This window comes from Pseudomonas sp. Emmai, from assembly GCF_055179735.1.
Map to the genome: position 1 here is coordinate 196,600 of NZ_CM143685.1, position 13,569 is coordinate 210,168.

At 62.6% G+C, this 13,569-nt stretch carries 11 protein-coding genes; 4 read left to right on the forward strand and 7 right to left on the reverse strand.

Features of this window, described 5'->3' with window-relative positions:
- The first annotated feature begins 70 nt into the window (after window positions 1–70).
- On the forward strand, window positions 71–1,471 hold the full coding sequence (gene lpdA, locus ACY4LX_RS00910; RefSeq protein WP_463258936.1) for a dihydrolipoyl dehydrogenase: 1,401 nt from the start codon (window positions 71–73) through the stop codon (window positions 1,469–1,471).
- A 114-nt stretch (window positions 1,472–1,585) separates the two neighbouring features.
- Here the strand turns inward: lpdA and ACY4LX_RS00915 are convergent, their stop codons facing one another.
- On the reverse strand, window positions 1,586–2,062 hold the full coding sequence (locus ACY4LX_RS00915; RefSeq protein WP_169372376.1) for an Lrp/AsnC family transcriptional regulator: 477 nt from the start codon (window positions 2,060–2,062) through the stop codon (window positions 1,586–1,588).
- Between the two features lie 145 nt (window positions 2,063–2,207).
- Between ACY4LX_RS00915 and ACY4LX_RS00920 the strand changes: the two genes are divergently transcribed.
- Window positions 2,208–2,837, forward strand: a complete 630-nt coding sequence (locus ACY4LX_RS00920; RefSeq protein ID WP_463258937.1) for a LysE family translocator — start codon at window positions 2,208–2,210, stop codon at window positions 2,835–2,837.
- 3 nt (window positions 2,838–2,840) lie between these two features.
- On the opposite strand, the gene ACY4LX_RS00925 is transcribed toward ACY4LX_RS00920, so the two are convergent.
- The 6 genes from ACY4LX_RS00925 to ACY4LX_RS00950 form a co-directional block, all read right to left on the reverse strand.
- Window positions 2,841–4,982 carry a hypothetical protein gene (locus ACY4LX_RS00925; protein ID WP_463258938.1) on the reverse strand — a complete coding sequence of 714 codons (2,142 nt, stop codon included), beginning with the start codon at window positions 4,980–4,982 and terminating at the stop codon, window positions 2,841–2,843.
- On the reverse strand, window positions 4,969–6,165 hold the full coding sequence (locus ACY4LX_RS00930; RefSeq protein ID WP_463258939.1) for a DUF3142 domain-containing protein: 1,197 nt from the start codon (window positions 6,163–6,165) through the stop codon (window positions 4,969–4,971). The genes ACY4LX_RS00925 and ACY4LX_RS00930 overlap by 14 nt, the downstream gene beginning before the upstream one ends.
- Window positions 6,166–6,411: 246 nt before the next feature.
- On the reverse strand, window positions 6,412–7,233 hold the full coding sequence (locus tag ACY4LX_RS00935) for a class I SAM-dependent methyltransferase (RefSeq protein WP_463258940.1): 822 nt from the start codon (window positions 7,231–7,233) through the stop codon (window positions 6,412–6,414).
- Window positions 7,227–8,384: an acyltransferase family protein gene (locus tag ACY4LX_RS00940; protein ID WP_149659371.1), complete on the reverse strand. Its 1,158-nt coding sequence runs from the start codon at window positions 8,382–8,384 to the stop codon at window positions 7,227–7,229. Before ACY4LX_RS00940 ends, ACY4LX_RS00935 begins: the two co-directional genes overlap by 7 nt.
- On the reverse strand, window positions 8,381–9,685 hold the full coding sequence (locus ACY4LX_RS00945) for a glycosyltransferase (RefSeq protein WP_463258941.1): 1,305 nt from the start codon (window positions 9,683–9,685) through the stop codon (window positions 8,381–8,383). The genes ACY4LX_RS00940 and ACY4LX_RS00945 overlap by 4 nt, the downstream gene beginning before the upstream one ends.
- The gene (locus ACY4LX_RS00950) at window positions 9,679–11,244 is read right to left on the reverse strand and encodes a glycosyltransferase (protein ID WP_463258942.1); all 1,566 of its coding nucleotides are present in this window, start codon (window positions 11,242–11,244) and stop codon (window positions 9,679–9,681) included. The genes ACY4LX_RS00945 and ACY4LX_RS00950 overlap by 7 nt, the downstream gene beginning before the upstream one ends.
- A gap of 439 nt (window positions 11,245–11,683) precedes the next feature.
- Between ACY4LX_RS00950 and ACY4LX_RS00955 the strand changes: the two genes are divergently transcribed.
- Window positions 11,684–12,598: a GDP-mannose 4,6-dehydratase gene (locus ACY4LX_RS00955; protein WP_463258943.1), complete on the forward strand. Its 915-nt coding sequence runs from the start codon at window positions 11,684–11,686 to the stop codon at window positions 12,596–12,598.
- Window positions 12,595–13,566, forward strand: coding sequence for a GDP-mannose 4,6-dehydratase (gene gmd, locus ACY4LX_RS00960; RefSeq protein WP_149659367.1), 972 nt, complete (start codon window positions 12,595–12,597; stop codon window positions 13,564–13,566). The genes ACY4LX_RS00955 and gmd overlap by 4 nt, the downstream gene beginning before the upstream one ends.
- The last annotated feature ends 3 nt before the right edge of the window (window positions 13,567–13,569 follow it).

Sequence of the window (13,569 nt, forward strand, 5' to 3'; positions counted from 1 at the left end):
CACATATTACGTTCGTAATTTTTAGCAACAGCTACGACCGATCCGGTCCCTTCACTCCAGGAGTAACAGCATGAGCACCTATGACATCGTGATTCTGGGCGGAGGCCCGGGTGGTTATAACGCGGCGATCCGTGCCGGCCAACTCGGTTTGAAAGCCGCGTGCGTCGAAGGCCGTGCCACCCTCGGCGGCACCTGCCTGAACGTCGGCTGCATGCCGTCCAAAGCGCTGTTGCACGCCTCCGAACTGTATGACGCGGCCATGGGCGCGGAGTTTGCCAACCTGGGGATCGAGGTCAAACCGACCCTGAACCTTGCGCAGATGATGAAGCAGAAAGATGAAAGCGTTGCCGGGCTGACCAAGGGCATCGAGTTTCTGTTTCGCAAGAACAAAGTCGACTGGATCAAAGGCTGGGGCCATATCGACGGGCCGGGCAAGGTCACTGTCACCGACAGCCAGGGTGCCAAGACCGAGCTGAGCGCCAAGGACATCATCATCGCCACCGGCTCCGAGCCCACTCCCCTGCCCGGTGTCGACATCGACAACCGACGCATCCTCGACTCCACCGGCGCGCTGTCCCTGGCTGAAGTACCGAAGCACCTAGTGGTGATCGGTGCCGGGGTGATCGGCCTGGAGCTGGGTTCGGTTTGGCGGCGCCTGGGCGCGCAGGTGACGGTGGTCGAGTTTCTCGACCGGATCTGCCCCGGTGTCGACGGCGAGGCCGGCAAAACCCTGCAGCGCTCGCTGACCAAGCAAGGCATCAGCTTTAAGTTGAGTTCGAAAGTCACCAGCGCCACCACCTCGGCCAACGGCGTGCAGCTCAGCGTCGAACCCGCCGCCGGGGGCACCGCCGAGTTGCTCGAAGCCGACTACGTGCTGGTGGCCATCGGCCGTCGGCCTTACACCCAAGGCCTGGGGCTGGAGAACGTCGGCCTCGCCACCGACAAACGCGGCATGCTCGCCAACAAAGGGCATCGCACCGAAGCCGCTGGCATCTGGGTGATCGGCGACGTCACGTCCGGGCCGATGCTCGCGCACAAGGCCGAAGACGAAGCCATGGCCTGCGTCGAGCAGATCGTCGGCAAGGCCGGCGAGGTCAATTACGACCTGATCCCCAACGTGATCTACACCAAACCGGAACTGGCCAGCGTCGGCAAGACCGAAGAACAGCTCAAGGCTGAAGGTCGTGCCTATAAGGTGGGCAAGTTCCCGTTCACCGCCAACAGCCGGGCGAAGATCAATCACGAGACCGAAGGCTTCGCCAAAGTGCTGGCCGATGAGCGCACCGACGAAATCCTCGGCGTGCACCTGGTGGGTCCGAGCGTCAGTGAAATGATCGGTGAATATTGCGTGGCCATGGAGTTCAGCGCGTCCGCCGAGGACATTGCCCTGACCTGCCACCCACACCCGACCCGCTCCGAGGCGTTGCGCCAGGCGGCGATGAATGTGGAGGGGATGGCGACGCAGATGTAATTTTTCGCACATGATCGTTCCCACGCTCCGTGTGGGAATGCCTCAAGGGACGCTCCGCGTCCAGTGACGCGGAGCGTCACGGGCTGCATTCCCACGCGGAGCGTGGGAACGATCCTAGCTCGCGGGTAAATGTTCTAAAGGCAACGCCCCTGGCGTCTTCACCGTGTGAATCGCAAAGTTGCTGCGGATATCACTCACCCCCGGCAACTTCAGCAACCGCCCGGTGAGAAACCGGTCATAGGCGCGCAGGTCTGGCACCACCACTTGCAGCAGAAAATCCGATTCCCCGGACACCAGGAACGCCGAAATCACCTCCGGCAGCGCCGTCACCGCCTCGCGGAACGCGTCAGCCTGTTCATCGTTGTGCCGTTCGACCTTGACCCCGACAAACACCGTCAGCCCCAGCCCCACTTCGTCGCGATCGAGGTTGGCTTGATAGCCGCGAATCACCCCCGCCTCTTCGAGCATCCGCACCCGGCGCAAGCACGGTGACGCCGACAATCCGATCTCATCTGCCAATTGCACATTGCTCAGGCGCCCGTCCCGTTGCAGGGCGGCGAGGATTTTGCGGTCGTAGGCGTCCAGTTTCATGGTTTGGCAGATCCCGATAGTCAGCGCGTCATTGCGTGGCAGGTTATGCCAATCCACGAGACTTTAGTAGCCAACTACGCAAGCACCTGCCCCGCCCTCCCGCCCTAGACTGGCCCTACCAAATCGACAACGAATGGGGTGCGACATGGCGGGACTCTGGCTGTTTTTCATGGCGCTGGCGGTGGTCTATCTGCTGCCCGGCCCGGACATGATCCTGCTGCTGCAAACCGGTGCCCGCCAAGGCAAAAGCGCAGCGCTGGCCACGGCGATTGGTTTGGGCATCGCCCGGGCTTGTCATGTGGCGTTGGCGGCGCTGGGGCTGGCCGCGTTGTTCAAGGCTGCGCCCTGGACCTTCGACGTGGTGCGCCTGGCCGGGGCCGCGTACCTGTTGTGGATCGGCATTCAATGCCTGCGCAGCACGATGCTGCCGAACCTGAACGGCGCCGATGCAACGGTGGAAAAACCGCGCTGGCGCGAATCGATCCAGCGCGGTTTGCTGACCAACCTGCTCAACCCCAAGGCGTTGCTGTTCTGCTCGGTATTGCTGCCGCAGTTCATCAACCCCCAGGCCGGCCCGGTACTCGCGCAGTTCGCCACGCTGGGCGTGCTGCTGGTGGGCGTTGGCTTGCTGTTCGACAGCGCCTACGCCCTGGTCGGCGCCGCGCTGGGCCGTTGGCTGCAACGCAGTCCATCGGCCCAACGGGTCCAGCAATGGCTGTTCGGCAGCCTGTTGATCGGGTTCGCGGTAAGGCTGACCTTCGTGCAACAGGCGTGAGCCTTACTGCGCTTTGCGGCGCCGGCGGTTGATCAACAGCAAGGCCGCCGCCACCACGACCACCACACCGCCAAACTGCACTGGCTTCTTGTACGGCCGCAGTGCTGAACGCACGGAATCCGTGGCCTGGGTCACGTAGCGTTTGCTGGCATTCTGGAAGTCCGGGGAGCGACACTGATGGCCGAAGTCCCCGGCCCAGTACACATAAGGGCCTTCGTCGACGTAGCGTTGATAGATCGCGCTCTGCTCCTCAAGACTGGAGTTCCAGCTATACGCCGTGCACAGCACAGCCGCAAAGGCCTGACTGGTGTGCGGCAAGTTGTCGGCGGCGCGACTGGCCAGGGCCGTGGCGACGAATCGGTAGTGAAAGCGCACGTCTGGCTGAGCCGCGCTGGCCTGTTGGCGCTGGACCTCACCCTCGGACACCAGCGGCCCGACTTTCAGCTCGGCAGTCTCCAGGCTGAAGTTGCCACCGAACAAACTGGCGTAATCCGGTGACATCTCATAGCCGAGGATCTCCATCCCCCACTGTCGAGCCATGCTACCGGCGTTGAACAACGCGGCGGCGCGAGTGGTGGGCCACCAGGCCGCATCGGCCTCCTGACGTTGCTCTGCGTAGGCCTTGGCCTTGTTCTGCAATTCGACGTTGTCGAAGTACCCCGGCGCTTCGTCGTAACGCTCCTCGCGCAACAACCGCCGCCCGAGCAAATCGCGCAGGCTCGCGGCCACCGGCAACGGCACATAGTTGTCCCGTTGCTCCTGAGTCTGCGGCGGTACGGCCGGCACGTTGGTGTCGACGTAATGCTTGAGCTCATCCACGGTCAGCACCCGCTCGGCCACGGTGGCCGCGTCGAGCCAATAGACGCCATTGCTGCGATAGAGCTGATCGAAGGCTTGCAGGTAATCCCCGCGCTGCAAGGCGAGGATCGCGCTTTCGCCCTCGACCCGGCATTTGGGCTGGACGACGACGTCGTTGTAATCCCATTCCGGGAGACGCGCCTCGCCCCAGGCTTCATTCTGCGGGAACGCCTGGGCCGCTTTCGCATAGGCGGCGGTGGCGGCGGTTTTATCGCCCTCGCGCAGGGCCAGTTTGGCCCGCACCCACCAGGCCAGGCCGCCGTCGCCCGCGTGTTCGACGAAGGCCTTGGCGCTGGCGTAGTCGCCCTGTTGATAATTCAGGGCGGCCAGGCGATCCGCATTGTCGAGGCTGCCGCGCGTGCTGCCTTGCAGCAGTTGGATGAGTTTTTTCTCGCCCGGCGGTTGCCCGTCAAATGACCAGCCGACGCGACTGAGCAAGGATGCAGTGACCAATTGCTGCACGGTCTTGCCTTTGAGCAACGCGGTCAACTCATCGTCAGGCAGCGCCGTGAGTTCGCCCATCAACTGCTTGAGCGAGGCGTAACCCACCGCCGAACCGTGGATGTGTTGCGTGGCATAGAGTTCGATCGCGCGGTTCCAGTCACCCGCCGTGCGCACCACGCGCGCTTCTTCGCCGAGGCTGGCGACGCCCAGTTCCAGCGGATCGCTGAAGCCATCGATGCTCAGTTGACGGGTCTGCTCGAAGGCTTTCTGCGCCTGGGCTAACAGATCTGGCTCGGCGTCTGCCTCGGCGCTCATTTCATACAACGCCCGGCCCAGCGAATACGCGGCCCAGGTGCTGCGCAACGGCCGTTGCTCCACCGGCAGGGCCAACACCTTCTGGAAATACTCGGCAGCGAGCTGATACTCCCCGGCGTTGAACGCCACGGCGCCCGCCAGGTACAGCCGCAGATCCACCGGCAGGCTCGCGCCCTGAACCTCCACCTGATGCGCATCGGTCAGCGTGCGCAGTTGCTTGACCAGCGCTTGTTGTTCCGCGCTCAAACCGGCCTGCTCGGCCTGGTCCCGTTGCTCGGTGTAGGACGGCGTCTCGCCATAGCCGTTGTCCGGGCTGTTGGTGGCCGCCGTGACATTCTTCAGCCCGGCGATGGCATGCCCGAGGCGACTGATCTCGTATTTGAAGTTACCTTCCGGTAACTGCGCCAGTGACCCGGCGCGGTCTTCCAGCAGGCGCATCGGGAAATCCGGCCCGCAGGCCAGCGCCGAACCCAGCGGTAAACCGAGGCTCAGGCAGAGCAGATGGCGGGGCCAGTTACGGGTGAACATTCGAACCTCCTTGATCAATGTGGGTGCAGCGTGCCCAACCGATGGCGCGTTGGCCGCCGGCGGCAATTCGACCGTCGCGCAGGCGGGTGAAGGTAAGCAGATCCGGGCTTTGTTGCAACGCATAACCGGCCAGGGCATCGGCGCCGTCACAGCCGTGCACCGCCAGCGTCAGGCGTTCGGGCCAGGCGTTGTCGAGATTGCCCTGGTTGCTGACGGCGATGTCATAGAGGCCGCCTTGTTCGGAAAGTTGCAGGTTCAGGCGACTGTCGAGGGCATCACCGCGAGCGACGGCGCCGAGGGTGGTCAGGCTCCAGGCCCGGCGATCACCGGCCAACGGCAGGCGAAACCAGATCAGCCCGGCAAGGTGCGGCGGCGGACCGTTGCGCAGGTCCAGGGCCAGCGTGCTTAGTTGCAGTGGATCGGCCAACAGTTCCCGGCGCTCACCACCGCGTTCGATGGGCACTTCGCTTTCCACCACCGGTGCGCCGTCGGCCCCCGGCAACAACGCCACGCCATAGGCCGGCAGGGCCAGATAGAAGGGTTTCTGCGTCACGCGACCCCAGGCCTTGGCCCATTGCCGGGCCTGATCCACGTCGAACAAGCCCCGGCGCGGATCACTGACCGCATGCACCTGCAAGACGCTGCTATCGACGGTCGCCAACAAGTCGGGCAAATCAGGGCTGTCGAGCCAGGCCGGTAACGCGGTGATGCTCAGCGGCAGAGACGCCGGCAGTGCCGCTTTTAGTTGCGAGAGGAATGACCGATAAACCGGCAATCGAGCGTTGCCGGCATCGTGATCGATTTCCACGCCAGTCACGGTCAAGCCCTGGGTTTGCCAGTCGTCGAGCACTTGCCGGACTTGGGCAATGATCTCGTCCTGATCCAGCGCCTTGAGCTGGCCGTCCAGGCGAATTACCGCAATCAGCGGCCGCGCATCCTGATTGAGCAACGCCGAATCAATCCGCGCCCGCTTCCAGCCGTCCTGGGGAAAGGCCTGCAACGCCAGCACGCGCAAGGTCGAGAAATCGGCATGGCTGTCCCGCAGCGCGGCTTCGTGGGCCGGGGTCCATTGCCGTTGCCAGACATAGAGTTGTTGATCGAGTGGCGGGGCGTGGGGCTGGTCGCAGCCGTTGAGCAAGGTGAAAGCGGCAAACAGACCCCACAGGCGAATAAAGAACGACATCACATCCCTGATCCCTACAAACACAGGCCGACAGGGTAATGCAGTCTAATGCCTGACAGATAACCTGTGGCGAGGGAGCTTGCTCCCGCTGGGCTGCGAAGCGGCCCCCTGCACCCTTCCAGACAAACCGGGTTGTCTGATATTACGACTGCTGCGCAGTCGAGCGGGAGCAAGCTCCCTCGCCACCAAAGCCCCCTGCTCTCAGCAAGCCCCTCTCCACAAAAGCCCGCTCCCACAGGGATGTGCTTAGGGCTTACGCGCGATGATCACCTGACTTTTCGCCACCACCGCATCCAGCGCCTGTTTGATCTGCGCGCCCCGGGGCGAATCGAGGATCGCCTGCCAGGTATCGGCCCAATGATTGAGCAAGGGGTGATCGGGGCTGCTGAAATCGACCTTGGCTTCCCAGAACAACAGCATCCACATCGACCAGTAGAACCCGTACTGGCTGTGGCTCAGGACTTCCAGGCCGGCATCGCTGACCATGGCCTTGAACTGTTCTTCGCTGATGATGCGAATGTGGTTGGGCTTCTGGAAGTACTCCGGCGCGGCGATGTCTTTTTGCAGGTCTTCGGAGCTGGGGTGCGGCACGCTGAGCAGGTACAGCGCCCCCGGTTTGCCGACCCGCACCAACTCGGCAAGGAACTGCGCCGGGTCGTCGACGTGCTCAATGACTTCTGTGGACACCACGCGGGTGGCGGTGCCATCGGCAATCGGCAGCGGATTGCAGTCGGTGACATGGCATTCGACGTCCCGGGCCGGGGTGTCGCCCAGGCGCTGGCGAGTCGCCTCGACCTTGGCCGCGTCGATGTCGGCAATGATGATCTTCGCCCCACGCATGCCGCAGAAATGCACGTTACCGCCATCACCGCAGCCCACGTCGAGCAACGTGTCCTCGGCGGTCACCGGGAAACCGGTGAACAGCTCACCGGTTACCTGATTGAACCAGCCGCTGAGCATCGCATCGTGCAGACCGAGCATGTACGGGTCGACCTTGTCCGGCACCGGCGCCACGGGCTGCGAGGGCGCGGGTATGCCCGCCGTGAGTCTCTTCAAAATGCTCAGCATGAGGTAGCTCCAGGAGATGGGACGGCGTTTCGGGACGTGCCCAGGCGTTGCACCAACGCGGCGCCACGATTGCGCATGGGCATTTCGACGAAGCGGTAATTGAGCTCGCTCAACAGGGCGATCAGCCCGCCGGCGATAAGGATGGTCAGGATCGGATGACCCGCCGGGCTCGGCAGACCGGCACCCTGCAATCGGAAGATCACTTCTCGCACCAGTGCATAGGCAGGAATGTGGATCAGGTAAATCCCGTAGGAGCGACTGCCGATCCACACCATCAGATTTTTCAGCAGACCGCGCGGCATCAGGTAGTCACGGTTGTAGGACGCGACCCAGACCAGCACCGCGCTGAGCACGGCAATCGCACCGATGCGGTAGCTGGTGAAGGTGAAGCGATCGGTGGCAATCACGCTCAACGCCAGCGCTACCAGCACCAGGAATGACACACCCGCCCAAGGCCGGCGCAGGAAGGTCGGTTCCCAGCGCACATAACCTGGCCGGGCGCTCCACATCGCCAAGAGGATGCCCAGGGCCAGTGCGTCGGTGCGCACCACCATCAGCAGCGGTGTGCGCAGGGTAAACAACTGCACCGCGACCAACGCCAGCAAGGCCCAGACCAGGTGCTTGCGACAGATCAGGATCAGCAGCGGGAACAGCAGGTAGAACTGCTCCTCCAGCGACAAACTCCAGTACACGAAACTGGTGCCGTATTCGTAGCGATAGAAGCTGTCGGCGAAACGGAAGTTGGCAAACTGCGCGACCCCGGCCAGGGTCGCCTGGAGGTTGGCGTGTAACGTGCCGAACGCGCCGGAGCGGTTGATCAACACACAGGCCAGTAGCATCAGTGCCAGCCACAGCCACGCCGACGGCAACAAGCGAAAGGCCCGGCGCAGCCAGAAGTTGCGCGTCTGCTGCCAGTATTCCTGGCGTGTGCTGCAACCCTGCAAGGCGGGGATCAGGCTGCGGGCGATGACGAAACCGGAGATGGCGAAAAACAGATCGACGCCCCACCAGGGTTGGCCCCAGCCATGGATTTTTTCCAGCAGCGGCACCGGGTCGGTGAACAGGCTGCCCGTCAGGTGATGAAACAACACGCCCAGCACCGCAATGCCGCGCAGCAGCTCGATGTCCATGATTCGTTTGCTGCCGTTCATATCTCGGGGGTTTCCTCGGCAGAGACAGCGCGGGTTTCGAACAGGTCGGCCAAAAACACCTTCAACCGTTGTTCAGCAGTGGCCTGGCTGCAGAAGGTTTTGAGGCTGGCCACCGCGTGGGCGGACATCCGGCCATAGCGCTCGGGATCATCCCGGGCCACGTCATAACTGCTGCGATACGCCGTGCACAACGATGCCCAATGGGTGATGTAGCGCAACGTGCGGAACGCCCGGCGCGGGTCATGGGGCCAGGCGGTCAGTTCGTCGGTGGTGTCGATGATGAACGCGTTGTCGGCATCCAGGTAATCGAGCATCGCCGTGGTGCGTGGCGCCACCGCCGGTTTGCCGCAGGACATGAATTCCATCAGCGGCAAGCACTGCCCTTCGCCGTACGCGGTGTTGACCACGTAACTCGTGGCCTCAACCAGACGCTCGTAATCCACATCCGCCAGATAACCGTAGATCAGCACGATCCGGCAGCGGTAAGACTGGTTCTTGTACAAATGGTGAAGGATGTCGGCCAGGGCTTCTTCGGCATCGTGGTGGGTCAGTTTCAGCACCAGGGTCGCGTCCGGCGCTTCGCGGAACGTCACGCAAAAGGCACTGAGCATGTCTTCCCAGTTCTTGCGCCCGTCGCTGGGGTTGAACACCGAGGTGTAGATCACGCCATCGAGGAGCAACTCATGTTCACTGGCCGGCGCGTCGAAATCGATGCCCTCCCCCGTGCGCAAATGTGCCGGGCCAAAGGCTTGCAGATCGAGTTGGCGACTGTCCGCCACCAAGCCCTTGATCTTCAACGTCACCTGATTGGCCAGCGGTTGACGCTGCAACTGCGCGCCACGGGCGGCGAACCGGTCCCACACCGGGGCGGGCACGGCAACGATCGGATAATCCACCCCCATGGCCTCGCGCACGGCGTTGACCGTGTAGCTGGAATGGGTGATCGCCGCACCGCACGCCCGCAATACGCTGCGCCAATCATTGCGCGGCTCGCCGTCGAACGGTTCGTTGGGAATGGTGCTGAATTCCCACGCGAACACCGGCAGGGTCGGGCAGGACAGGTTGACCGGCGTGCGATGGGGCGGCGAGAACGACAGGAACACGCACGGTTCGCCCCGGGACAGGCAGTCGAGGTACAGGGCATCGACTTCGGTCTGGGGATCGCTGACTTCCACCACCCGACCCAAGCGTTCCAGCACCGGCCGGTATTCCTTGAGCACGAAGTAATAGCTGTACTCGGAACGGCCGAGGTTGAGGGCGATGGTGTGCTGGTTGGTTTCCGAATGAATGATGATCAGCATGAGGCGTTATCCGTCACGGTCGCAGGCGCCGGGGCCTGGGTGGCCAGGCCGAAGAAGTCCGCCAGGCGCTGCTGCACCGGGGTGAACGCGCAGTAAGCGTGCATGCGCTCGATGGCGGCCCGGGACATTTGCTGGTAGTCCTGGGGTTGTTCCTTGGCCATCCGGTAGCTGTTTTCGTAGGCGGTTTTCAGTGAACCCCAGTCCGGTCGATAACGCAGGGTGCGGTAGATGATGCGTGTGTCCTGGGGCCAGATCGTCAGTTCTTCGCTGGACTTGACCACAAACGCCACGTCCTCATCGATGTAGTCTTCCATCGCGGTGTGGTCCGGGGCGATCACCGGTTTGCCGCAGGCCATGAACTCCATCAGCGGCAGGCACAGGCCTTCGCAGCGTGAAGCATTGACGTAGAAACTCGCGGCTTCGTAGAGCCGGGCGTACTGCGGATCGTCCAGATAACCGTGCATCACCACCACCCGACAGCTGAACGGCGACAACTGCGCGAGCAGCGTCATCAGCTCGTCGTAGTAGGACGACAGGTCGCTCTGGGTAATCTTCAGCACCAGGGTGGCGTCGTCCTTATCGCGCAAGGCCCAGCAGAACGCGGTGATCAATTGGTGCCAATTCTTGCGACCGTCCTTGGGGTTGAACACCGTGGCGTAGACCACGCCATCGACTTGGGTTTCGACCAGGGCGGTGGTGTCCGGCCAGGTCCGTGGTACGGGTTCGGGCAACACAATCGGCAACGGGCCGGCGATGTTTGGCAGGGCGTTGGCCAGCCGGTCATGGGCCGCGTCCGATAACAGATCGCGGATCCCTTCCCAATACCACTGCTTGAGAAAATGCGTGCGATGCACCGGCACCGGTTGCCCTTTGCCCAGGTCCAGTGCCCACAGACGCAAGAAGTGACGGGCAATGACGAAGCGGCGCTTGAGCGTCAGCGGCGGTGGCCGCAGGGCCTCCAGCGCCGCCAACTCTTCAGCCGTGGGTGGCGCTGGAATCAATGCATCGGCATTGAGCCCGAGGGTACGCGTGTCGAAGAGGCAGCCCTTGATGTCCAGGGTCGAACCCGGATTGACCGGGGCGCTGGTATGACGGCTGCGAATGTCGGCGAAGTTTTCCCACAACGGCGTCGGCAAGACCAGCACCGGGAAGTCTTCGCCCATGGCCCGGCGAATGGCCCGGGCCGTGTGACTGGAGAGCGTGATCACCCGCCCCTGGCGCGCCAGCATGTGCGTCCAGTCCTGGCGTGGGTCGTTGTCCCACTGCTCATCGGGAATCGAATCGAACTCCCAGGCCACCACGCAAATCGTCGGGCATTCCAGGTCATTGGGGGTTTTCTGCGGCGGCGTGAAGGACAGGAACAGGCTGTCTTCGCCAGCGGCGAGCAATTGTCGATAGAGGGGATCGACCTCGGCGACGGAGGACACCACATGCACCCGCCCAAGGCTTTCGAGCACAGGGCGATAAGCCTTGAGCACGAAGTAATAGCTGTATTCGGGACGCCCGAGACTCTGGCTGATGGAGCTGTCGTTGACGTCCGAGTAAAGAATGAAATTCATGGCATCCCACGATGAAACCGCCAACCCGACGGCCCCACTCTATGACGGCCAAGCCAGGATCGAGTCGGTACTTACCGGTCGTCGTCCTTCGTCTTCTTGCCCGTCTACGTTCTTGTTTTAATGGTCAGCTTCACGAGGGCGGGAACGACTTTCATACCCCACCGCAAGAACGCTGAATAATCGTGACGAGGGGCATTCTAAACACATCCGTTGAGGATTCGTGAACCGCCCGGCGAGAATAAATCGAGCTACGCTAACGAGAACTGACCAGTCACGGTTGGACCTGTTGAAATTGCCGAGCAATTGGCACAGATTGGCAACCAAATAACTACAACAAAGCATTTCGCCTGTCTTTCGACCAAGGAATTTACCCGGTCCGTCAGACATCTCCGTAAAGCCTGTGGGGAATGGACGAAGTGTATGACCAGGGGATCGCTGTTTGAAAAAGCGTCTGTTCGTGACGGGTCTGAGTGGATTCGTAGGACAACACATCCAATCGCGTCTGAGTGCTGTCGCCTCGGAATGGGAACTGCTGCCTACCCCGTCACGCTATGACCTGGGCAACCCGCAAACCCTCGAAGGCCTGTGGCCCGAGATGCCCGACGCGGTCATTCATCTAGCCGGCCAGACCTTCGTTCCCGAAGCCTTCCGGGATCCAGCGCGCACCCTGAACATCAACCTGCTCGGCACCCTGAACCTGCTGCAAGCCCTCAAGGCGCGCGGTTTCAGCGGCACCTTCCTGTACGTCAGCTCCGGCGACGTCTACGGCCAGGTCAGCGAAGCCCAGTTACCGATCACCGAACTCCAGCCCCCCTGCCCGCGCAACCCCTACGCGGTGAGCAAACTGTCGGCCGAATTTCTCAGCCTGCAATGGGGTTTGAGCGAAGGCTGGCCGGTTTTGGTGGCGCGTCCGTTCAACCACATCGGCACCGGGCAGAAGGACAGCTTCGTCATCGCCAGCGCCGCGCGGCAAATCAACCGGATCAAACAAGGCCTGCAAGCGCCACAACTGGAAGTCGGCGACATTGATGTCACCCGCGACTTCCTCGACGTCGGCGATGTGATCTCGGCCTATCTCGCCCTGCTGGAAAAAGGCACGCCGGGCCAGGTCTACAACATTTGCTCGGGGCGCGAGCAAAGCATCCGCAGTCTGATCGAACAGCTGGGGGATCTGGCCCAGGTCGACCTGCAATTGATTCAGGACCCTGCGCGCATGCGTCGCGCAGATCAGCGTCGCGTTTGCGGCAGCCATGCCAGGCTGGCCCAGGCCACCGGATGGACGCCTGAAATCACAACACAACAATCCCTGCGGGCGATCCTGTCCGACTGGGAGAAGCGAGTGAAAGAAGAATGACAAAAAGTGCACTGATCACAGGGATCACCGGCCAGGACGGCGCGTACCTCGCCAAACTGTTGCTCGACAAGGGCTACAAGGTCCACGGTCTGGTCGCCCGGCGCAGCAGCGATTCGCGCTGGCGCCTGCGCGAGATGGGGGTCGAGGGCGACATCGTTTACCTGGACGGCGACATGGCCGATGCCTGCTCGGTGCAGCGCGCGGTGATCAAGTCGGCGCCGGACGAGGTCTACAACCTGGCGGCGCAAAGTTTTGTCGCCGCGTCCTGGGACCAACCCGTGACCACCGGCATCGTCGACGGTTTGGGCGTGACTCACCTGCTCGAAGCGATCCGCCAATTCAGTCCGCACACGCGCTTCTATCAAGCCTCCACCAGCGAAATGTTCGGCCTGATCCAGGCCGAGCAGCAGGACGAAAACACCCCGTTCTACCCGCGCAGCCCTTACGGCGTGGCCAAGCTCTACGGCCACTGGATCACCGTGAACTACCGCGAAAGCTTCAACCTGCACGCCAGCAGCGGGATCCTGTTCAACCACGAATCGCCGCTGCGTGGCATCGAGTTCGTGACCCGCAAGGTCACCGACGCCGCCGCGCGCATCAAGCAAGGCAAACAGCACGAATTGCGCCTGGGCAACATCGACACCAAGCGCGACTGGGGCTTTGCCGGCGACTACGTCGAAGCCATGTGGCTGATGCTGCAACAGGACAAGGCCGACGACTACGTGGTCGCCACCGGCGTGACCACCACCGTGCGTGAAATGTGCCGCATCGCCTTCGAGCACATTGGCCTGAACTACCGCGACTACGTGAAGATTGACCCGGCGTTTTTCCGCCCGGCCGAAGTCGACGTGCTGCTCGGCAACCCGGCCAAAGCCCAGCGTGTACTGGGCTGGAAGCCAAAAACCGATCTGGATACCTTGATCCGCGCGATGATGGACGCGGACATGAAACGCGTCGCCAAGGAGTAGGCC

Bases quoted from the DNA above. Each gene is read 5' to 3' on its own strand.
- lpdA (WP_463258936.1), top strand. From the start codon at position 71: ATGAGCACCTATGACATCGTGATTCTGGGCGGAGGCCCGGGTGGTTAT.
- ACY4LX_RS00915 (WP_169372376.1), bottom strand. From the start codon at position 2,062: ATGAAACTGGACGCCTACGACCGCAAAATCCTCGCCGCCCTGCAACGG.
- ACY4LX_RS00920 (WP_463258937.1), top strand. From the start codon at position 2,208: ATGGCGGGACTCTGGCTGTTTTTCATGGCGCTGGCGGTGGTCTATCTG.
- ACY4LX_RS00925 (WP_463258938.1), bottom strand. From the start codon at position 4,982: ATGTTCACCCGTAACTGGCCCCGCCATCTGCTCTGCCTGAGCCTCGGT.
- ACY4LX_RS00930 (WP_463258939.1), bottom strand. From the start codon at position 6,165: ATGTCGTTCTTTATTCGCCTGTGGGGTCTGTTTGCCGCTTTCACCTTG.
- ACY4LX_RS00935 (WP_463258940.1), bottom strand. From the start codon at position 7,233: ATGCTGAGCATTTTGAAGAGACTCACGGCGGGCATACCCGCGCCCTCG.
- ACY4LX_RS00940 (WP_149659371.1), bottom strand. From the start codon at position 8,384: ATGAACGGCAGCAAACGAATCATGGACATCGAGCTGCTGCGCGGCATT.
- ACY4LX_RS00945 (WP_463258941.1), bottom strand. From the start codon at position 9,685: ATGCTGATCATCATTCATTCGGAAACCAACCAGCACACCATCGCCCTC.
- ACY4LX_RS00950 (WP_463258942.1), bottom strand. From the start codon at position 11,244: ATGAATTTCATTCTTTACTCGGACGTCAACGACAGCTCCATCAGCCAG.
- gmd (WP_149659367.1), top strand. From the start codon at position 12,595: ATGACAAAAAGTGCACTGATCACAGGGATCACCGGCCAGGACGGCGCG.